Here is an 18,461-nt window from a genome sequence, read left to right on the forward strand (position 1 = left end):
CATGATCGACCCGGAGGTCATCCATTTCGTCACGGCGCTGGGCATCGGCCTGCTGATCGGGGCCGAACGCGAACGCCGCAAGGGCGCGCGCTCGCCCGCCGGCATCCGCACCTTCACCCTGGCCGCGCTCGCCGGCGCCACCGGCCAGACCATCGGCGGCGATCTGCTTCTGGCAATGGTGGTGGGTATCACCGCGCTGTTCTGCGCTGTGGCCTATTACCGCCAGATGGCCGCGCCGCCCGCCGCCGGTGAAACCGACGCGGCAGCGGAAGCGCGCGATGCCGACCGGACTTACGGCCTCACCTCCGAGATCGCGCTGGTGCTGACGGTGCTGCTGGGCGGGCTCTGCCTTGAGCATCCGGCGCTGGCGGCCGGTGTCGGCGTCACCACTGCGGTATTGCTCGCAGCGCGCAGGCCGATGCATGCCTTCGTGCGCCATGTGCTGACCACCGGCGAATTGCGCGATGCGCTGATCTTTGCGGCATCGACGCTGGTGATCCTGCCATTGCTGCCCAACCAGGCGATGGGGCCTTTCGCCGCCTTCAACCCGGCGAAACTCTGGATCGTGGTGATCCTGGTGATGGCGATCGGCGCCATCGGCTATATCGCCATCCGCCTGTTCGGCGCGAAATACGGCATGGTGCTGGCAGGTTTCGCCGGCGGCTTCATCTCCAGCACCGCCACCATCGGCGCGATGGGCCAGCGCGCGCGCAAGGCCGAGCGCGACCGCAGCGCCGCCGTCGCCGGCGCCGTGCTGTCCACGGTGGCGACCGTGGGGCAGATGGCGCTGGTGCTGGCCGCCACCAGCCTGCCAGTGCTGCGTCAACTCGCGATCCCGCTCGCGCTGGCCGGCATCGCCGCACTGGCCTATGGCGCGATCTTCACCATCGCCGCGCTGCGCGAGGCGCATGAGAGCGGGAAACCGCCCGGCCGCGCCTTCCGGCTGAGCGGCGCGCTGGTTTTCGCCGGTATCCTGGCGATCATGCTGTTTGCCTCGGCGGCGCTGCAGCATGTCTATGGCGATGCCGGCGTGCTGGTGGCGGCCATGCTCGCCGGCTTCGCCGACACGCATGCACCGGCCATTTCGGTGGCGTCACTGCAGATCGAACCGCAGGCGGCGGCGCTGCCGATCCTCGCCGCCTTCAGCACCAATTCGATCAGCAAGGCGGTCTTCGCCTGGATCGGCGGCGGCGCCGGTTATGCGCTGCGCGTCATTCCGGGTCTGGTGCTGGTGGCCGTGGCGGCGTGGTGCGGATTGCTGCTGGTTTAATCGTCTTTGTCGACGAAGGGATTCTTGCCCTTGCGCAGATGCATGCGCACCGGCACGCCCTGCAGGTTGAAATGCTCGCGCAACCCGTTGATCAGGTAGCGCAGATAGGATTCCGGGATGTATTCGGCGCGCGGGGCAAACAGCGCCACCGTCGGCGGCCGTGCCTTCACTTGCGTGGCATACCGGATATTCACGCTGCGCCCGCCGGCCAGCGGCGGCGCATTGCGCTGGGTCATCTCGCTCAGCCAGCGATTGAGCCGCGAGGTCGGGATGCGGGTGTTCCAGCGATGGTACTGCTGCATCACGGCGGGCAGCAGGCGGTCGAGATGCCGGCCGGTCAGCGCCGACAGCGTGACGACAGGAACGCCGCGCGCCTGCGGCAGCGAACGCTCCAGCCGGTCCTCGATCTCCTTCAGCGCCAGCGCGCGATCTTCTACCGCATCCCATTTGTTGATGGCGATGACCAGCGAACGGCCTTCCTGCAGGACGTGGTCGGCGATGGTGAGATCCTGCTTGTCGAAGCCCAGTGCGCCATCCAGCACCAGCACGACAACCTGCGCCAGACGAATGGTGCGCAGGGAGTCAGCCACCGACAGCTTTTCCAGCTTCTGCTCGACGCGCGCCTTGCGCCGCATGCCGGCGGTATCGACCAGCTTCACCTTGCGGCCGTCGTATTCCCACTGAATCGCGATGGCGTCGCGCGTCAGGCCCGGCTCCGGTCCGGTCAGCAGCCGGTCACTGCCGATCAGTGCATTCACCAGGGTCGACTTGCCCGCGTTCGGCCGGCCGACGATGGCAAGCTGGATCGGCTTGCTCGGATCGTCGATCAGCGGCGTTTCATTCTCGGGATCGAGATCGATATCGACCTCGACGAGATCGAGTTCGTCGCCGTCGTCGCCGAGAGCACCGCCGCTGCGGCCGCCGATATGCTCGATCAGCGCCACGGCCAGATCGTACATGCCCTCGCCATGTTCGGCAGAGACGGGCAGCGGATCGCCCAGTCCCAGCGCATAAGCCTCGCCCACGCCGCTCTTGCCGGCGCCGCCCTCGCATTTGTTGGCCACCAGGATCACCGGCGTCTTCTGCTTGCGCAGCCAGTTGGCGAAGTGGGAGTCGAGCGGCGTGACGCCGGCGCGGCCGTCGATCACGAACAGCACCGCATCGGCTTCCTGCACCGCTGCTTCGGTCTGCAGGCGCATGCGGCCGGTCATGCTCTCGACGTCGGAGTCTTCCAGGCCGGCGGTGTCGACGGCGGTGAATTCCAGATCGCCCAGCATGGCGGCGCCTTCGCGCCGGTCGCGCGTCACGCCCGGCGTGTCGTCGACAATGGCGAGCCGCTTGCCGACCAGACGATTGAACAGCGTCGACTTGCCGACGTTGGGCCGGCCGACGATGGCTACTTTAGCAGACATGATCTTCTTTCAGCGGCGCCCGATCAGCGTAATGCTGTCAGTTGCGCATCTTCCGTCACGATATAAACAGTGCCGTCAGCCACGACCGGCTGCAGCGCAGCCTTGTCGGAAAGCTCCATCGCGCCGATCAGATCGCCGGTATAGGGCGAGATGGCCAGCATGCGTTCGTCGCTGGAGGCAACCAGCAGGCGGTCGCCGGCCAGCACCGGGCCCCACCAGGTGATCACGCCCTTGTTGGTGCGTGCCTTGGGATCGAGATAGCGGCGCAGCTGGCGGATCCACTTCACCTTGCCGTCGCGGCGCGACAGGCAGAGGATTTCGGAATCGATGGTGATGGCATAGATGAAATCGCCGGCGATCCAGGGCGTCTGGATGCTGGGGATCACGCGCTCCCAGATGCGTTCGCCGGTGCGCAGATCGAGCGCCACGAAGCGGCCCGACTGACTGACGGCGTAGACGCGGCCGCGGTCGATCACCGGGCGGCCGTTGATGTCGTTCAGCGCGCCGGCCTGGCTGAAACGGCCGCTGGCGCGCACCAGCTGCTCGCCCCAGGCGACGGTGCCGGTATCGGCGCGCAGCGCGAGGATTTCGCCCGACGAATACGGCGCCACCACGGTGTTGCCCTCGACCGCCGGATTGGCGGCGCCGAGGAAACCGGCCGGTTCGGCGATGCCGGCATGGGTCCACAGTTCGGCGCCGCGCTCGATGTCGAGCGCATGGATCTGGTTGTCCTGGGTGATGACGAAGACGCGGCCGGCATCGGCAGTCGGCGCGCCGCGGATCGGCTGCTTCAGCTGCGTCGCCCAGTAGGCGCGGCCGGTGGACGGCTCGAGCGCCACGACATCGCCGTAGCCGGTGGCGACGAACAGCCTGTCGGCATGCCAGGCCAGCCCGCCGCCGGTGGCGCCGCTTTCCTCGCGGCGCGGCGTGAGGTCGACGCGCCACAGCCGCTTGCCGGTTTTGGCATCGAAGGCGCTGATATGGGCGGCGGCATCCATGGCAAAGACGCGGCCGCCGGCGATCACCGGCTGGGCCAGGATCTTCTGTTCTTCATCGGCCTCTTCGCCAAGATCGGCAGTCCAGGCGGTGCGCAGCTTGTCGCCGAGTTCAAGATGCTGCATCGCATGGCCAGGATAGCCGCCGGCCTGCGGCCAGTCGGGATTGCGCCACGGCTTGGGCAAAGCCACCGGCGTTTCGGCCAGCTGCGGATCGGGATCGAGCTGACTGTCGAACGCCAGCACCGAGATGCGTTCACCGGTCGCCTCGATCTTCTGTTCGTTGTCGAACCAGCTGCCGATGGTCTCGCAGCCCGCAAGGCCGAGCGCCACGACCGCGAGGATGGCGAGACGCTGCTTGGTCCGTATGGTCACCTGGCCGATCATTGAGCTGCCCCGATGCGTCGTTTTACTGGACCGGACCGCCGAGCGCGGCCAGCAACTCGGTGGCGCGGCCACGCAGGCCGGTCGGCACCAGCGGATCGTCGGCCAGCGCGGTGAGCTGGCGGCGCGCCTCTTCGGTATTGCCGGCCTTGAGTTCGGCCACGGCATTCAGTTCGCGCGCATTGTAGGACCAGGGGCTGTCGCTGGTGATGCCGGCCAGGCGCTGCTTCACCTGGTCGGGCGCCAGCGTGCCGAGGCCATGGAAGACGGCGAGATAACGGGCGAGGTCGCGGAAGCGCGGCGCATTGCTGCTGTCGGCGGCAATAGCGTCGTAAACGGCGACCGCGCCGGCGATGTCCTTGGCTTCGACCAGGTTGGCGGCCTGCTGGAACCGCGCGAGCTGCGCGTAACCGTCGGCACCGCCCTTGGAAAGATCGGCAAAGGCGGTGGCGGCATCGGCCGGCTTGCCGGACTGGGCCATGGTAAGCGCGCTGCTGAAGCGGGCGCCGGCGGCGGCGATCTTCTCGGCCTGCCAGCCCTTCCACAATTCATACCCGGCGACACCGGCCAGGATCACAAACACCAGGCCGAAGATGACGGGGCTCCAGCGTTTCCAGAACTTTTCCGCCTTGTCGCGGCGGACTTCCTCGTCGACTTCCTCGATAAAATTGGCCAAGCCCCTACTCCGCAGACACGAATCGCCACATCCGGTTCGCAGGCGAACCGAAAACAGCGCGCACATTACCCGGATCGCCCGGCGATAGCAAAGCCCGGAAGACTCCCAATTTTTAAGGTAACCATTTGATAATACTTAGACTCTTGGCAAGTCTGACGAAATCGCCTAATCTCTGCCCGCATTCGCCACCGAGGGCTGCGGCCCGTTTCGCCATAAGGCGTCGCTGAGGGGGAAGTTCGATGCGTCGATTTTGGATTGCGGCGATCACGGTTGTGATCTGCGCCAGTGCTGCCGGAGTCGCTTCCGCCCAATCGAAGAAGGGCGCCAAGCCGACTGCCCTGATTCCCTTCGAGATCGAACGCGCCAAGGAGCGCGGCGGCAGCAGCGGCATGATCCGGCTGAACGACGACGTCGCCCGCATGTCGGCCACGCGCATCATCGAGATGCCGGTGGTGGACGGCCGCATGGGCGACCACGCCCGGCTCGACAACCTGGAACTCTTCTTCCCCTATGGCAGCGTCGTGCTGGCCACGGCGGAATTCCACAAGTACCGCCCGGCGCTGCTGGCTGCCAGTAACAACGCGGTGCCTGAATTCAATCTCGATCCGCATTACGACCGGGTGAAAACCTTCGATAGCCAGCTTGGCCGTGTCTGCGCGACCGAGAACTTCGCCGATGGTCGCCGCACCGAGATGCGCATCAGCTCCGACCGCGTGATGTCGGTGGTGCATGTTACGCCGGCGAAATATGCCGGCCCGGGCGCACAGGAGAATCCCTCCTACAAGGTGGTCAGCGGCCTGGAGATACGCTTCCTGTCGTTCAAGGAGCCGGAAGCCGAGCGGCTCTATCGCCAGTGCCAGCGCCCGAGCGGGGCGAAGGTTTCGTCGGCGAAGTAATCGCCACCCGCTTTCCCCCATGACTGGTTCGGATTGGTTACAGCTGGCCGCCATCCTGATGGCAGCCTTGCTGATTCTGCCGGCTGCGCTTCGGTTACCGTGGAAAAACACACGGATACTGGCCTTTGCCGCGATCTGGCTGGCGATCTTCGCCGGCATCGCCCTGCTCTGGCGCCTGCTGAACTAGCCGCGCTTTCTCACGCAATTTTTATCAGGGTCTGGTGCAGTGCTGCCGCTATCCTGCGGCATCCTGCAACCGGAGAAAACCCGATGAATGCCGATCTGCTCAGTCTCATGCCGAAGGTGGACTTCTCCCGCCGCGGCTTCATGGCCACCAGCCTGATCACCGGCTTTACCGTCGCTGCCGGTCCGGTGATGGCCCAGACCGCCATCAAGACCGACACCACCGGGCTGACCGCGGGCGAGGTCGACATCCCGGTGCCGGGCGGCACGATGAAGGCCTATCGCGCCCAGCCTTCGGGCGCCGGTCCCTTCCCCACCATCCTGGTGGTGCAGGAAATCTTCGGCGTGCACGAATACATCAAGGATACCTGCCGCCGCTTCGCCAAGCAGGGTTTCCAGGCGATCGCCGGCGACCTCTATGCACGCCAGGCCGACATGAGCAAGGTGACCGACATGCAGGGCGCCGTCGCCGTTGCCGGCAAGGTACCGGACAAGCAGGTGATGGCCGATCTGGACGCCACCGCCGCCTGGGCCGCCAGGAACGGCGGCAACCCGAACAAGTTGGGCATCACCGGTTTCTGCTGGGGCGGCCGCATCACCTGGCTCTATGCAGCGCATAATCCGAAGGTGAAGGCCGGCGTGGCCTGGTATGGCCGACTGGTCGGCAATTCGACCGAACTGACGCCGAAGCATCCGATCGATCTGGTGAAGGATCTGAAAGCGCCGGTGCTGGGTCTTTACGGCGGCGCCGACCAGGGCATTCCGGTCGCCACCGTGGAACAGATGAAGGCGGCGCTGGACGCCAACAAGAAGTTCAACACCTTCTACGTCTATCCCGACACGCCGCATGCCTTCCATGCCGACTACCGCCCGAGCTATCGCAAGGAGCAGGCGGAAGACGGCTTCGGCAAAGCCGTGGCCTTCTTCAAGCTGCATATGGGGTAAATATTCTTCGTCGTTCCCGCGAAGGCGGGAACCCAGTGGGTGGACTGGATCCCCGCTTTCGCGGGGATGACGAGAAGATAAAGAAAAGGCCCGCCGGAAGGCGGGCCTTATGCTTTGCGCGTCTGCGCGAAGTCTTACAGCCGGCCCTTCAGTGCGGTCGACGCCTTGAAGCGTACCGACTTGCTGGCTGCGATCTTGATCGCTTCGCCGGTCTGCGGATTGCGGCCCTTGCGCGCGGCGCGTTTGGAAACCTTGAAGGTGCCGAAGCCGACGATGGTGAAGCTGCCTTCCTTCTTCAGCGCTTTCGCCATCGCCTCGAACACCGCATCGACCGCCTCGCCCGACGCAGCCTTGGTGGCGCCGGTGGTTTCGCGCACGATTTCGATCAGATCAGCCTTGTTCATATTCCCCTCCAGTTTCTGCGGATCGTACCCGCCATACAGAATCGGACGATCCGCAGCGGGTGAAAGCAGTTACTCATATCCCCGCCGGCAAACAAGCCGCAACGGCGGCAGAACAGGCTTGATTTGCGCGGCGAATCAGAGCTTCAGCGAGTCGGAACGATTGATCGAGATCAAGGTTGCGCGACAGAGAGCGATTTAGACTTCAGGGAGTATCCGGCGACAAACACGGAGTCTCCCATGCCGCTCGCACAAGCCCTGTTCCTGGTCGCCGTAATCGGCGCCTTCATCCTGTTCGGCGTGACACTGGCCTTCTGCCGCGCGACGTCGAAAGACCTGCCGAAGTAACGCTCAGTACAGCAGCGCAGCGGGCAGCAGGCGGCGCAACTCGCCCGACCGCACCAAAGCCTTGGCTGCAGCCAGATCGGGCGCGAGATAGCGATCCTGCGCCATGAACGACACCTGAGCCCGCAGCAGCGCCTGCGCCGCCAGCAGTTTGTCGGAGGTCACCAGCGGCGCGCGCAGATCCACGCCCTGCGCGGCACAAAGCCATTCGACCGCAACGATGCCGGCGGCATTCTCGGCCATGGCCAGCAGGCGATAGCCGGCATGCGCCGCCATCGAGACATGATCCTCCTGATTGGCCGAAGTCGGGATCGTATCGATGCTGGCCGGATGGGCACGCTGCTTATTCTCGGAGGCCAGCGCCGCCGCCGTCACCTGCGCGATCATGAAACCGGAATTGATGCCAGGATCTGGGGCGAGGAAAGCAGGCAGCCCACTGAGCACCGGATCGACCAGCAGCGAGATGCGGCGCTCCGAGATATTGCCGGTCTCGGCCAACGCGATCGCGATCATGTCGGCGGCAAAGGCCACCGGTTCGGCATGGAAGTTGCCGCCCGACAGAATCGCACCGTCGTCGAACACCAGCGGATTATCGGAAACACCGTTGGATTCGATCCCCAGCGTAACGGCCACATTGCGCAGCATATCCAGCACCGCGCCCATCACCTGCGGCTGGCAGCGCAGGCAATACGGATCCTGCACGCGTTCGTCGCCCTGGCGGTGCGAGGCGCGGATCGCCGAACCTTCCAGCAGATGCAGCAGCAGATCGGCCACCGCGATCTGGCCGGGCTGACCGCGCGCGGCATGGATGCGGGGATCGAAGGGCGTGTCGCTGCCGGCGGCGGCATCGGTGCTGAGCGCACCGCAAACCAGCGCTGCCGCGATCACGTCTTCCGTGGCAAACAATCCGGCCAGCGCGAGCGCGGTGGAAACCTGTGTGCCGTTGAGCAGGGCCAGGCCTTCCTTGGCGCCGAGCGTGAGCGGCGCAAGGCCGGCCTGCTTCAGGCCGTCGAGGGCGCACATCTCCACGCCGCCGATGCGCACACTGCCCTCGCCGAGCAGCGGCAGCACCAGATGTGCCAGCGGCGCCAGATCGCCCGAAGCGCCGACCGACCCTTGCGCTGGAATGCAGGGCAGCACATCGGCATTCAGCAATGCCTGCAGCGCGGCAATGGTGGTCCACTGCACGCCGGAGAAGCCCTGCGCGAGGCTGTTGATCTTGAGCAGCAGGATCAGGCGCACCACGGCATCGGGCAGCAGCGGCCCGGTGCCGACCGCATGACTGAGCACCAGCCGGCGCTGCAGTTCCGCCACCTGATCGGGCGGAATGCGCACCTTGGCGAGTTTGCCGAAACCGGTATTGATGCCGTAGACCGGCGCATCGCCGGCAGCCGCGGCTGCCACCAGCGCGGCGGATTTATCCACAGCCGGGCGTACTGCCGCCGGTTCCAGGGTCACAGTCATCCGGCCGCCGCGATACAGCGCGGCGATCTCTGACAGCGACAGTTTCCCGGGCAGCAATCGGCAGGACATGGATGCACTCCTGTCGTCTATGGGCCTGTTTTCTGGGCAGTTCGATCCTAGCACGGTACGGCGGCGAACTTCACTTGTCTATACATGCATATTTGACTTGCCGGCTTTCGCGGCAGGGTCTTAGATTGTGCAGCTGCGAATGGCCATGACGGCTGTTCGCTCAGACCTAGAGCGGGGGTTTTAGGATATGACGAAGACTTGGATTGCGGGCGTTGCTGCGGCAGCCGCCCTTTTCGCGGCACCTGCCATGGCGCAGAATATGCCGAAGGTCGTGCTGGGCATGAGCGGCTGGACCGGCTTTGCGCCGCTGACGCTGGCTGCCGAAGCCGGCCTGTTCAAGAAGCACGGCGTGGATGTCGAGATCAAGTTCATCCCGCAGAAGGACCGTCACCTGACGGTGGCCGCCGGCGCGACGCAGGCGGTTGCCACCACGGTCGACACCTATGTGGCCTGGACTTCGGCCGGCATTCCGCTGACCCAGGTGCTGCTGCTCGACAAGTCGAAGGGCGGCGACGGCGTGGCCGTGCGCAACAACATCAACAGCATCAAGGAACTGAAGGGCAAGACCATCGCCGTCGATGGCGCCGGCACCACGCCGTATTTCGTGCTGATGGTAATGCTGCATCGGAACGGCATGGGCCCGAAGGACGTGCAGATGGCCACACTGGCACCGAATCCGGCCGCACAGGCTTTCGTGGCCGGCCAGTATGATGCCGCCTCGACCTATGAGCCGTATCTGTCGTCGATCCGCAATGCGCCGGACAAGGGCAAGATCCTGCACACCACGATCGAATATCCGGTGGTGGTCGACATGGTTGCTTTCCAGCCCGACTTCATCAAGAAGAACCGCAAGACCGTGCAGGGTGTGGTTGACGGCTATTTCGACGCGCTGGCGATGATCAAGACCCAGCCCGACAAGTCCTACGAGATCATGGGTGCCAAGGTGAAGCAGACCGGCCCGGATTTCGCCAAGTCGGCCTCGTTCATCGCCTGGCAGGACAAGGCCGCCAACCAGGCCTATTTCAAGGGCGATCTGCAGGCCTTCATGAAGGAAGCCGCCGACATCCAGCTTGAATCCGGCGTGATCAAGAAGATCCCGGACCTCAAGGCTCTGGTCGACGACAGCTTTATCAAGTGAGCCTGCTTTAGTGTTCGATCCGCTTAAGCCTGTTTCCCCGGGGCGGCGCACCGCCCTGGGGATTCTCTTTTTCGTGGTGTTCCTCGCCGGCTGGGCCGGGATCACGCTGGGCGGCATCGTGCCGCCGCTGTTTCTGGCCGATCCGCTCAAGGCGGCGAAATCCGGTGTGGAGCTCTTCACCGAATATGGTTTCGCCGGCGATGTCGGCGTCACCATCTGGCGCGTGGTCGGCGGCTTTGTGATCGCCGCGGTCTTCGCCGTGCCGCTCGGCATCCTGATGGGCGCCTTCAAGAGCGTCGAAGCCTTCTTCGAGCCTTTCATCTCCTTCGCCCGCTACCTGCCCGCCTCCGCCTTCATCCCGCTGCTGATCCTGTGGGCCGGCGTCGGCGAAGCGCAGAAGCTGGCGGTCATCATCATCGGTTCCTTCTTCCAGATCGTGCTGATGGTCGCCGTCATCGTCGGCGGCAGCCGCATCGACCTGGTCGAGGCCTCCAAGACACTGGGCGCCAAACGCGCCGGCATCGTGCTGCGCGTGCTGTTGCCCGGGGCTGCCCCTCAGATTGCGGAAACACTGCGCCTGGTGCTGGGCTGGGCCTGGACCTATGTGATCGTCGCCGAACTGATCGGCGCGCAGAGCGGCATCGGCCATATGATCATGGACAGCCAGCGCCTGCTCGATACCGGACAGATGATCTTCGGCATCTTCATCATCGGCCTGATCGGACTCATTTCCGATTTCCTGTTCAAGCAGGCCAACGCGCGCCTCTATCCCTGGTATTTCATCAAGTGAGCAAGCTTCGCATCGAGAATGTCAGCCGGGTTTTCCCGGGTGTGCGCGGCGGTGAACCGACCCGTGCGCTGGAACCGACGAATTTGAGCGTCGAAGACAACGACTTCATCACCATCCTCGGGCCGTCCGGTTGCGGCAAAAGCACGCTACTGCGCATCGTTGCCGGTCTGGATCAGCCCACGACGGGCCAGGTATTGCTGGATGGCCAGGCGGTGCGCGAGCCGGGCCCGGATCGCGGCATGGTGTTCCAGAGCTACACGCTGTTTCCGTGGCTGACCGTACGGGAAAACATCTGCTTCGGCCTGCGCGAAAAGAACGTACCGGACAGGCAACAGGCCGAGATCGCTGACCATTTCATCAACCAGGTCGGCCTGCGGGGGTTCGAGAACCACTTCCCCAAGCAACTGTCAGGCGGCATGCAGCAGCGCACGGCGCTGGCACGTGCGCTGGCCAACGACCCGAAGATCATGCTGCTGGACGAGCCCTTCGGCGCGCTCGACAACCAGACCCGCGCATTGATGCAGGAGCTGCTGCTCGGCATCTGGGAAGCGGCGAAGAAGACCGTGCTGTTCGTCACCCACGATATCGACGAAGCCATCTTCATGGCCAACCGCGTGCTGGTGATGACGGCGCGGCCCGGCAAGGTGAAATGCGATATCGCCATCGACCTGCCGCATCCGCGCCATTACACGATGAAGACCTCGCCGGAATTCGCGGCTTATAAGGCCCGCCTGACCGAGGAAATTCGCGTCGAGGCGATCCGCTCGGCCCAGGCGGAACACTGATGGAGATTCGCACTTTCGAGGAGCGCGACCGCAGTGCCGTGATTGGGCTGTGGCAGGCCTGCGACCTGACCCGGCCGTGGAACGATCCGGACAGCGATATCAGCTTCTGCATAGGTAAACCTGAATCGACCATTCTGGTTGGCGAGCGCGACGGGAAAGTCATTGCCAGCGTGATGACCGGCCATGACGGCCATCGCGGCTGGCTCTACTATCTTGCCGTCGATCCCACCCTGCAGAAAGGTGGCCTTGGCCGCGCCATGGTGGCTGCCGCCGAAAAATGGCTGCAGGATCGCGGCGTGCCCAAGGTGATGCTGATGGTGCGGCCGGAAAACGACAAGGTGCGCGCCTTTTACGATGCCCTGGGTTACGAGGAAGAACCCCGTGTCATCTTCGCCCGCCGCTTCGACGGCAAGTGACGTTACGACAGTCTTGAGCGCCGCCGCGTCGCCGGCTTAGGCTCAGCCTCCCAGCACGGGAGGAAACCATGGCGCAGTCTATCGCAGTACTTGGCGGCAACGGCGTCTATGCACGCCATCTGATTCCGCGCCTGATCGCGGCCAGCCACAAGGTGCGCGCCGTGGTGCGCCGGCCGGAAGCTGCCGGGATCGCACGCGACAGCGGTGCGGAGATTTGCATCGGCGATATCTTCGACACGGCCTCAATGGCAGCAGCTTTTGCGGGCTGCGACATCGCCATCAACCTCGCCACCTCCCTGCCCGGCCCAAGCGGTCGCGGCGACTTTACCGCCAACGATAAATTGCGGGTGGAAGGCGCACCGAATTTCGTCGCTGCCAGCAATCAGGCCGGCGTGGCTCGCGCGATCCAGCAGAGCATCAGCTTCCTGAATGCCTCGGGCAGCGACGCATGGTCGGACGAGGATCACCGCTATGTGCCACCAGGCGAAACCGTCGCAAGTAAAGCGATGGATGCCGCCGAAGCGATGGAAGCCACCATTCGCGCGTCAGGGCTCGACTGGATCATCCTGCGCGGCGGGTTGTTCTACGGACCGGGCACCGGCTTCGACGAACGCTGGTTCGCCGGGGCAGCAAGCGGCAAGCTGAAGATGCCGGGCGACGGCAGCGACTATGTCTCGCTGGTGCATATCGCCGACATGGCGGCGGCAACCGTCGCCACGGTGGACAGATGGCCGTCGCGCCAGACGCTGATCGTCTGCGACGATATGCCGGCACAGTGGCGCGAGGTCTTCGGCTTCATCGCCGCCAGCCTCGGCCAACCGGAACCGGCGTCCGGCGGCGCGGCCGGCTTCCCCTCGTTCCGCCTGCGCAACACGCGCGCCAGGGCGGCGCTCGACTGGCAACCGTTTTACCGGAGCTTCAGAGAGGGGCTGGCGCGGTAAGAAATGGGATTCCCGCTTTCGCGGGAATGACGATTAGAAATACTCCGTCATGCCGGGCTTGACCCGGCATCCCATTTTTTTGGCGCTTAGCCGATATTCAGATAATCCCGCTTCACCAGCGGCAGGCCTTTGTGGCGCAGGATGTCGTAAGCCGTGACCGCGTGGAAAAAGAAATTCGGCAGCGCGAAAGACAGCAGATAATCCTGCCCGTTGAATTTCAGTTCCCCGCTGCCGGTCTTCAGCGCCACGTCGCGGGTTTCGGAACCGGCGAAAGCCGCCTCGCCGATGCCGTTGATGAACTCCAGCACGGACGTAATGCGCGCCTGCAGGTCGGCAAAACTCGTCTCCGTATCGGGATGGCTCGGCGGCGTGACGCCGGCTGGGCGCGCCGCGCCGAATTTGGCCGCATCGGCCGCCGCCTGGATCTGGCGGGTCAGGTGATACATATCCGGCGCCAGCCGCGCCTCCACCAGGTCTTCCGGCTTCAACCCATTCGCTTTGGCATGCGCCTCGGCCTTGGTCAGCAGGTTGGACAGCATCTTCAGGCTGCGGGTAAAGACCGGCACCGAGGCCTGATACATCGAGAATGACATGGGATGAGTACTCCGAAAGGCGGGACGGCAGGCAGTGCCTTCCGCACTGCCCATACGCCCGCCAATACCTAGGTGCCCGCCGGCAAATGTCTAGCGCCCGCCGCCGCGGGCATCGTCGAAATACTTGCGCAGCAGCGGCAGCGAGTTGCCGTAATCCTGCACCACCATCACCATGTCCATGGTTTCGCCGTCGCCCCCCAGCGGCAGGCGCAGCACGCGATAGGACATCGGCTCGCCGCTGCTGGCAATCACGCTGATCTGCACATACTGCAGGCTACGCTCACGCTGCATCTCGCAGAGGTCGTTCCACAGCCGCAGGCCATGCTGCTGCGGCACAAGTTCAAGCACCGAATGACCGGTCACTTCCACGCCGCGCAGGTCGCGGCTCATCGTGCCGGCCAGCCGGTAGCGAAAGTCGGGCGGATCCTCGATCACCTCGATCAGGATCAGGCGTGGCAGGATCGGTTTCAGTTCGACCGGGTCGAAATCGGCGCGCGCCGGCATGGCGCGGCCGGCACGTTTCGCCTGCCACAGGTCGATGGCCAGCCGACAATCCGGATTGGCCACGGCCTGCTCCGGCGCCAGGCGCGTGAACTGCGCCCGCGCATCCCGGCTGTCGATTTCGACCGGCACGTGGAATGCCACGGTATCCTCCCAGGCCACGGCAACATGCGACCGCAGATCGAAGCAGAATACCGCAGTTCCGTCGATCGCAGCGCTTTTTCGAAGACCGCGGCCCCGATATGGGAATTTAACGTTTCAGCGCTGTTGCATAGAGATCGGGCTTGAAACCGGCCATCACCCTGCCGCCACCGTATTCCAGCATCGGTCGCTTGATCATCGAGGGCTGCGCCAGCATCAGCGCAATTGCCTTCTTCTCGGTGAGGTTCTCGCGGTCGGACTCGGGCAGTTTGCGGAAGGTGGTGCCGGCACGGTTCAGCACCGTTTCCCAGCCCAGCGCTTTGCACCAGCTTTCCAGATGCGCCCTGTCGATGGCACTGGCTTTGTAGTCGTGGAACTCGTGCTTCACGCCATGGTCGTTCAGCCAGGTGAGGGCCTTCTTCATGGTGTCGCAGTTCCTGATGCCGTAGATGGTGACAGACATGCGGTTTACTCCAGATAACCCTGCAGGCGCATCCAGTCGCCCAGTTCGCGGTTCACCGCCTCGGTGAGCGTCGGATCGAAATCCCTGCTGCGCCCGATATTCGCCTTGTCCAGCGACACCATGGCCGTGTTGAAGCGGTTCTCGACCTCCAGGAATGCAGCGACCGCGACCACGGTCTCGTCGGTTTTATGCACGAGGTCTTCGAGCCGTACTTCCAGCAGGCTGTCGGCCGGAACGCTGTCCTTCAATGCACGGTAGCTGCGGATCATGGCGGCACAGACCGATATGGCCAGCGGCTGATCGGATGGGAACCACGGCTGGCTGGTGAAGGACGACGCCACATCGCGCGGATCGCGGATCATGTGGATGAACTTCATCTTCGGATACAGCTCGTGCAGAAAATCGAAGTTGACGAAGTTCAGCGGCGTATCGTCGACCCAGCGCGATGCCTTGGCTGCGCTCACCGGCTGCGCATACAGTTCATCGAGGAATCGCCGACATTCGGCAAGTATCGCTTCGCGTGTGAAGGTCTTCGCCATGAAGAACGGCTTGAGCAAGCCATGGCTATCGACAATGCCATCCGGCGCTATATGCGCCGCGATCCGCAGCAGGAAGGCTTTGGTGCAGGTGATGTAATGCTCGATGCCGAAGCCCTGCCCGATGGCATGGATCGAGCCGGGAATGGTGGGATTCTCGCGCTGGACGATCTCGAAGGCCTGCTGGAAGCCGAGCTTACGCTCCTTGCGCAGCTGGTTGAGGCGCTGGTTCAGTTCCGCGACCGGAAAGCCGAACTGCTGCATCTGCTGCGCGCGCGACAGGAAGTCCTGGATGATGAAGTGAAACCGGGTGATGTCGTACCGGCCACTCAGGCGGTCCACGATGTCCCTGAGGCCGCCATGCTCGACGATCAGCTTGTTCTCATGGCCCGGCAGGCAGAAATCGGCATGGGTGTTGAGCAGCTTCGCCATGATCGAGGTGCCGGAACGCCCCGTTCCGCCGATAAAGACCGGTCTGTCCAATTGCATTTGTAGCCCGATTCGCATTCCTCAGCCTTTTTATACACGATCCTTGCTTTTCGCACCGCCAGTCAATCGAGCCCGAGGAACCTGACAACACGGTGCGGGTTTATCCTGCGACATTCTGCAGGAGATGCGACATGGACAGGCTCATCCCGGCCACCGAACTGGCTAAACTGGCAAAGACACCCTTTCCCGGCGAGTCCGATGCCTATCACGCCGCGCGCGAAAATCTGCTGGCCGAGGAGATCGAATTCCGCCGCCACATGACGCGGCTGGCGGAGCAGCGCCGCGCCCTGCCGCCCGGCCCGGTGATCGAAAAAGATTACCGCTTCAGGGACGAGAACGGTTTCGAAGTCGGGCTGACCGAGCTGTTCGGCGACAAGGACACGCTGGTGACTTATTTCTGGATGTATGGGCCCGAACGCGACCGGCCCTGCCCGATGTGCACCAACCTGCTCGGCTCGCTCAACGGAAATGCGATGGACATCAAGCAGCGCGTGGCGCTGAAAATCCTCGGCCGCAGCAAGGTCGAGCGCCAGTTCCTGTTTGCGCAGGAACGCGGCTGGCGCGACCTCGATTTCATCCAGACCGTTGGCGACGAGTATGCCAACGATCTTGGCCTGCTGCGCGACGGCTACGAATATCCTGCGCTGACAGTCTATAAGCGCGATGGCGACAAAGTGCGGCTGTTCTGGGCCAGCGAGATGACAAAGGAAATGGCCGATCCCGGACAGGATCCGCGCGACGCACCCGATCTCGGCGTGCTGTGGCCGGTGCTCGACCTCACGCCGGGCGGGCGCGGCACCGACTGGTATCCGAAGCTGCGGTACTAGGTCAGCCCGCCTCAGGGACCGGGCGGGTCATCAGGATCGTCGAGTGCGGCGATCACTTCCACTTCGATCAGCAGGTCGGGATTGACCAGTGCGGTCACGCCAACCAGCGTGCTGGCCGGAAACGGCCCGTCGCCGAAACGCTTCGCCCGCGCCGCGCGCACCGGTGGCAGCAGTTCCGGTTTGAGCCCGACCACATAAGTCACCATCTTGAAGACATGCGGGAAGCCCAGGCCGACTGCGGCCAGCGCGATCTCCAGATTCCTGAATACCTGCTCGGCCTGCTTCCCAATATCGCCTTTGCCAACCACGTTGCCCTCGGCATCGAGCGCCACCTGGCCGGAGATATGCACATGCCGGCCGGCGCGCACTGCTGTGACATGCGTGTAGCCGGTCGGCTTCGACAGGCCGTCGGGATTGTGGTGGCTGATGGGCATGACATATCTCCTCTGCGGCACCCTATAGAAGCAAAGCTGCCGCAAAGGTCAAGACAGGTACTATCTGGTGGCGCGCTCCCGTATGGCCCAGAGGGTGAGCGCGGCAGCAATGATTGCCGGCAGTGTCACGGCGGGGAAATCCTGAACGATCACCGACGGCCCGCAAATGCCGACGGCCACTTCCCACAAATGGAACAGGGCATGGCCCCAGAGCCAGACCGCCGCCGCGCCCCACATCAGCACGCGCAGATGCGGCCGTGCGGCACCGATCAGCATGGCGCTGCCGAGGAAAAGGAAAATCAGCCCGATATCGCGGAGGAAATGCTGATTGAACGGCCCGGTTGCCGTCACGCCCGGCACGATAAAATACCAGGCTTCCGGCGCCACCAGCATGAATACGCCATTGGCTTCCATGGCGATGCCAAGCAATATCGCCAGAGCGATACACAAAGATGCGAACATGACCGCCTCCGGATCTAGCGCTGCGCCGACTGTGCGAGCCAGTCGCCGAAGCGCGTCGGCATGATACGGGCGCCGGCGCCGGGTGTGAGCGACTGGTCGTTCAGCAGCACACCGAAATAGGGTGCGGCCACATCAACGACGATCTGGCGCGAATCCTTCGCGGCCGTCAGCGCCTGCTGTACCAGTTCGCTCATTGAGCGACGCTCGGGGCCGGCCACTTCAGCAATGTCGTTGATCGGCTCGGCCACAGCTACGTCGGCCAGCGCCTCGGCCACATCGTCCGAGACGATCGGCTGCATCAGTGCCGATGTCAGGCGTACGGTATCGCCCTGCGTGCCTGCCTGGGCAATGCCGCCCATGAATTCGAAGAACTGCGTGGCGCGCAGGATCGTATAGGGCACCTTGCCAGCCTTGATCAGGTCTTCCTGCACCATCTTGGCGCGGAAATAGCCGCTGTCGAGCAGCCGTTCCGTACCGACGACTGACAGCGCAACATAATGCGCAACACCGGCGGCCGTTGCCGCCGCCAGCAGATTGCAGCTCGAGGCCTGGAAGAATTCCAGCACCGCCCTGTCCTCGAACGACGGCGAATTCGCCACATCGACCACGACCTGCGCGCCGGCAAGCGCAGTGGCGAGCCCTTCGCCGGTGACGGCGTTGATCCCGGTGGAGGGCGATGCGGCGATCACCTCATGGCCCTTGTGGCGCAGTTTGGCGACCAGCTTGGAGCCGATCAGGCCGCTGCCGCCGATAACGACGATTTTCATGGTGGTGTCCTTCGTTGCCATGGTAGGCGGCAGGCGCGCCCTTTTACTGGTCGAGGGCCCTGCCCGTTCATACGCAAAGACGAAGGATGATACGCCCGTGTGACAGGAAAACCGGGGAAATCTCAGGCCCGGCTAAAG

At 64.1% G+C, this 18,461-nt stretch carries 22 protein-coding genes; 10 read left to right on the top strand and 12 right to left on the bottom strand.

All coding sequences use genetic code 11. The annotated features are described in order from the left end of the window. The first annotated feature begins 1 nt into the window (after nucleotide 1). Nucleotides 2-1,270: an MgtC/SapB family protein gene (locus tag CTR53_RS03765; RefSeq protein WP_290809462.1), complete on the top strand. Its 1,269-nt coding sequence runs from the start codon at nucleotides 2-4 to the stop codon at nucleotides 1,268-1,270. Here the strand turns inward: CTR53_RS03765 and der are convergent. Genes der through CTR53_RS03780 form a run of 3 tightly spaced genes read right to left on the bottom strand, consistent with a single transcriptional unit; the run spans nucleotide 1,267 to nucleotide 4,737 of the window. Then, complete coding sequence (gene der / locus CTR53_RS03770; RefSeq protein WP_290809463.1) at nucleotides 1,267-2,682, bottom strand: ribosome biogenesis GTPase Der; 1,416 nt, start codon at nucleotides 2,680-2,682, stop codon at nucleotides 1,267-1,269. The genes CTR53_RS03765 and der overlap by 4 nt on opposite strands. A 23-nt stretch (nucleotides 2,683-2,705) precedes the next feature. Continuing rightward, nucleotides 2,706-4,064, bottom strand: coding sequence for a PQQ-binding-like beta-propeller repeat protein (locus CTR53_RS03775; RefSeq protein WP_290809464.1), 1,359 nt, complete (start codon nucleotides 4,062-4,064; stop codon nucleotides 2,706-2,708). Nucleotides 4,065-4,086: 22 nt separating this feature from the next. Then, entirely contained in the window at nucleotides 4,087-4,737 is a 651-nt protein-coding gene (locus CTR53_RS03780) for a tetratricopeptide repeat protein (RefSeq protein WP_290809465.1), read from the bottom strand. A 239-nt stretch (nucleotides 4,738-4,976) separates the two neighbouring features. On the opposite strand from CTR53_RS03780, the gene CTR53_RS03785 reads away from it, so the two are divergent. The 3 genes from CTR53_RS03785 to CTR53_RS03795 all read left to right on the top strand — a co-directional run bounded on the left by CTR53_RS03785 (nucleotide 4,977) and on the right by CTR53_RS03795 (nucleotide 6,761). Continuing rightward, complete coding sequence (locus tag CTR53_RS03785; RefSeq protein ID WP_290809466.1) at nucleotides 4,977-5,633, top strand: hypothetical protein; 657 nt, start codon at nucleotides 4,977-4,979, stop codon at nucleotides 5,631-5,633. 19 nt (nucleotides 5,634-5,652) lie between these two features. Continuing rightward, the gene (locus CTR53_RS03790; RefSeq protein WP_290809467.1) at nucleotides 5,653-5,820 is read left to right on the top strand and encodes a hypothetical protein; all 168 of its coding nucleotides are present in this window, start codon (nucleotides 5,653-5,655) and stop codon (nucleotides 5,818-5,820) included. Nucleotides 5,821-5,903: 83 nt separating this feature from the next. After that, the gene (locus CTR53_RS03795) at nucleotides 5,904-6,761 is read left to right on the top strand and encodes a dienelactone hydrolase family protein (protein ID WP_290809468.1); all 858 of its coding nucleotides are present in this window, start codon (nucleotides 5,904-5,906) and stop codon (nucleotides 6,759-6,761) included. A gap of 134 nt (nucleotides 6,762-6,895) precedes the next feature. Here the strand turns inward: CTR53_RS03795 and CTR53_RS03800 are convergent, their stop codons facing one another. Further along, entirely contained in the window at nucleotides 6,896-7,165 is a 270-nt protein-coding gene (locus CTR53_RS03800; RefSeq protein ID WP_290809469.1) for an HU family DNA-binding protein, read from the bottom strand. A 348-nt stretch (nucleotides 7,166-7,513) separates the two neighbouring features. Then, nucleotides 7,514-9,040 carry a histidine ammonia-lyase gene (gene hutH / locus CTR53_RS03805; protein ID WP_290809470.1) on the bottom strand — a complete coding sequence of 509 codons (1,527 nt, stop codon included), beginning with the start codon at nucleotides 9,038-9,040 and terminating at the stop codon, nucleotides 7,514-7,516. Nucleotides 9,041-9,227: 187 nt separating this feature from the next. Between hutH and CTR53_RS03810 the strand changes: the two genes are divergently transcribed. From CTR53_RS03810 to CTR53_RS03830, 5 genes are all read left to right on the top strand, one after another. Continuing rightward, on the top strand, nucleotides 9,228-10,178 hold the full coding sequence (locus CTR53_RS03810; RefSeq protein WP_290809471.1) for an ABC transporter substrate-binding protein: 951 nt from the start codon (nucleotides 9,228-9,230) through the stop codon (nucleotides 10,176-10,178). Nucleotides 10,179-10,251: 73 nt separating this feature from the next. Next, nucleotides 10,252-10,968, top strand: coding sequence for an ABC transporter permease (locus tag CTR53_RS03815; protein ID WP_290809472.1), 717 nt, complete (start codon nucleotides 10,252-10,254; stop codon nucleotides 10,966-10,968). Next, nucleotides 10,965-11,753: an ABC transporter ATP-binding protein gene (locus tag CTR53_RS03820; protein ID WP_290809473.1), complete on the top strand. Its 789-nt coding sequence runs from the start codon at nucleotides 10,965-10,967 to the stop codon at nucleotides 11,751-11,753. The genes CTR53_RS03815 and CTR53_RS03820 overlap by 4 nt, the downstream gene beginning before the upstream one ends. Next, entirely contained in the window at nucleotides 11,753-12,169 is a 417-nt protein-coding gene (locus tag CTR53_RS03825; protein WP_290809474.1) for a GNAT family acetyltransferase, read from the top strand. The genes CTR53_RS03820 and CTR53_RS03825 overlap by 1 nt, the downstream gene beginning before the upstream one ends. Before the next feature lie 68 nt (nucleotides 12,170-12,237). Continuing rightward, a complete protein-coding gene (locus CTR53_RS03830; protein ID WP_290809475.1) occupies nucleotides 12,238-13,110 on the top strand; it encodes an NAD(P)-dependent oxidoreductase in 873 nt (290 codons plus the stop codon). Between the two features lie 86 nt (nucleotides 13,111-13,196). Here the strand turns inward: CTR53_RS03830 and CTR53_RS03835 are convergent, their stop codons facing one another. The 4 genes from CTR53_RS03835 to CTR53_RS03850 form a co-directional block, all read right to left on the bottom strand. Then, nucleotides 13,197-13,703 carry a DUF1993 family protein gene (locus CTR53_RS03835; RefSeq protein WP_290809476.1) on the bottom strand — a complete coding sequence of 169 codons (507 nt, stop codon included), beginning with the start codon at nucleotides 13,701-13,703 and terminating at the stop codon, nucleotides 13,197-13,199. 90 nt (nucleotides 13,704-13,793) lie between these two features. Then, a complete protein-coding gene (locus tag CTR53_RS03840) occupies nucleotides 13,794-14,348 on the bottom strand; it encodes a PAS domain-containing protein (RefSeq protein ID WP_290809477.1) in 555 nt (184 codons plus the stop codon). A 106-nt stretch (nucleotides 14,349-14,454) separates the two neighbouring features. Further along, entirely contained in the window at nucleotides 14,455-14,808 is a 354-nt protein-coding gene (locus CTR53_RS03845; RefSeq protein ID WP_290809478.1) for an ArsC family reductase, read from the bottom strand. 5 nt (nucleotides 14,809-14,813) lie between these two features. Next, nucleotides 14,814-15,833, bottom strand: a complete 1,020-nt coding sequence (locus CTR53_RS03850; RefSeq protein WP_290809479.1) for a sulfotransferase — start codon at nucleotides 15,831-15,833, stop codon at nucleotides 14,814-14,816. Between the two features lie 131 nt (nucleotides 15,834-15,964). Here CTR53_RS03850 and CTR53_RS03855 point away from each other — a divergent pair, with 131 nt between their 5' ends. Next, a complete protein-coding gene (locus CTR53_RS03855) occupies nucleotides 15,965-16,660 on the top strand; it encodes a DUF899 family protein (RefSeq protein WP_290809480.1) in 696 nt (231 codons plus the stop codon). An 11-nt stretch (nucleotides 16,661-16,671) separates the two neighbouring features. On the opposite strand, the gene CTR53_RS03860 is transcribed toward CTR53_RS03855, so the two are convergent. The 3 genes from CTR53_RS03860 to CTR53_RS03870 are packed head-to-tail and all read right to left on the bottom strand — an operon-like array spanning nucleotide 16,672 to nucleotide 18,323. Further along, a complete protein-coding gene (locus tag CTR53_RS03860; RefSeq protein ID WP_290809481.1) occupies nucleotides 16,672-17,094 on the bottom strand; it encodes a RidA family protein in 423 nt (140 codons plus the stop codon). A 60-nt stretch (nucleotides 17,095-17,154) separates the two neighbouring features. Further along, complete coding sequence (locus CTR53_RS03865) at nucleotides 17,155-17,556, bottom strand: hypothetical protein (protein ID WP_290809482.1); 402 nt, start codon at nucleotides 17,554-17,556, stop codon at nucleotides 17,155-17,157. A gap of 14 nt (nucleotides 17,557-17,570) precedes the next feature. After that, complete coding sequence (locus tag CTR53_RS03870) at nucleotides 17,571-18,323, bottom strand: SDR family oxidoreductase (RefSeq protein WP_290809483.1); 753 nt, start codon at nucleotides 18,321-18,323, stop codon at nucleotides 17,571-17,573. Nucleotides 18,324-18,461: the final 138 nt, after the last annotated feature.

It is taken from the genome of Ferrovibrio sp., from assembly GCF_002796975.1.
In the GTDB taxonomy this organism is placed as follows: domain Bacteria; phylum Pseudomonadota; class Alphaproteobacteria; order Ferrovibrionales; family Ferrovibrionaceae; genus Ferrovibrio.

What these genes read in the sequence shown, in the direction of transcription:
- CTR53_RS03765 (WP_290809462.1), top strand. Translation starts at nt 2, where the DNA reads ATGATCGACCCGGAGGTCATCCATTTCGTCACGGCGCTGGGCATCGGC.
- der (WP_290809463.1), bottom strand. Translation starts at nt 2,682, where the DNA reads ATGTCTGCTAAAGTAGCCATCGTCGGCCGGCCCAACGTCGGCAAGTCG.
- CTR53_RS03775 (WP_290809464.1), bottom strand. Translation starts at nt 4,064, where the DNA reads ATGATCGGCCAGGTGACCATACGGACCAAGCAGCGTCTCGCCATCCTC.
- CTR53_RS03785 (WP_290809466.1), top strand. Translation starts at nt 4,977, where the DNA reads ATGCGTCGATTTTGGATTGCGGCGATCACGGTTGTGATCTGCGCCAGT.
- CTR53_RS03790 (WP_290809467.1), top strand. Translation starts at nt 5,653, where the DNA reads ATGACTGGTTCGGATTGGTTACAGCTGGCCGCCATCCTGATGGCAGCC.
- CTR53_RS03795 (WP_290809468.1), top strand. Translation starts at nt 5,904, where the DNA reads ATGAATGCCGATCTGCTCAGTCTCATGCCGAAGGTGGACTTCTCCCGC.
- CTR53_RS03800 (WP_290809469.1), bottom strand. Translation starts at nt 7,165, where the DNA reads ATGAACAAGGCTGATCTGATCGAAATCGTGCGCGAAACCACCGGCGCC.
- hutH (WP_290809470.1), bottom strand. Translation starts at nt 9,040, where the DNA reads ATGTCCTGCCGATTGCTGCCCGGGAAACTGTCGCTGTCAGAGATCGCC.
- CTR53_RS03810 (WP_290809471.1), top strand. Translation starts at nt 9,228, where the DNA reads ATGACGAAGACTTGGATTGCGGGCGTTGCTGCGGCAGCCGCCCTTTTC.
- CTR53_RS03825 (WP_290809474.1), top strand. Translation starts at nt 11,753, where the DNA reads ATGGAGATTCGCACTTTCGAGGAGCGCGACCGCAGTGCCGTGATTGGG.
- CTR53_RS03830 (WP_290809475.1), top strand. Translation starts at nt 12,238, where the DNA reads ATGGCGCAGTCTATCGCAGTACTTGGCGGCAACGGCGTCTATGCACGC.
- CTR53_RS03835 (WP_290809476.1), bottom strand. Translation starts at nt 13,703, where the DNA reads ATGTCATTCTCGATGTATCAGGCCTCGGTGCCGGTCTTTACCCGCAGC.
- CTR53_RS03845 (WP_290809478.1), bottom strand. Translation starts at nt 14,808, where the DNA reads ATGTCTGTCACCATCTACGGCATCAGGAACTGCGACACCATGAAGAAG.
- CTR53_RS03850 (WP_290809479.1), bottom strand. Translation starts at nt 15,833, where the DNA reads ATGCAATTGGACAGACCGGTCTTTATCGGCGGAACGGGGCGTTCCGGC.
- CTR53_RS03855 (WP_290809480.1), top strand. Translation starts at nt 15,965, where the DNA reads ATGGACAGGCTCATCCCGGCCACCGAACTGGCTAAACTGGCAAAGACA.
- CTR53_RS03860 (WP_290809481.1), bottom strand. Translation starts at nt 17,094, where the DNA reads ATGCCCATCAGCCACCACAATCCCGACGGCCTGTCGAAGCCGACCGGC.
- CTR53_RS03865 (WP_290809482.1), bottom strand. Translation starts at nt 17,556, where the DNA reads ATGTTCGCATCTTTGTGTATCGCTCTGGCGATATTGCTTGGCATCGCC.
- CTR53_RS03870 (WP_290809483.1), bottom strand. Translation starts at nt 18,323, where the DNA reads ATGAAAATCGTCGTTATCGGCGGCAGCGGCCTGATCGGCTCCAAGCTG.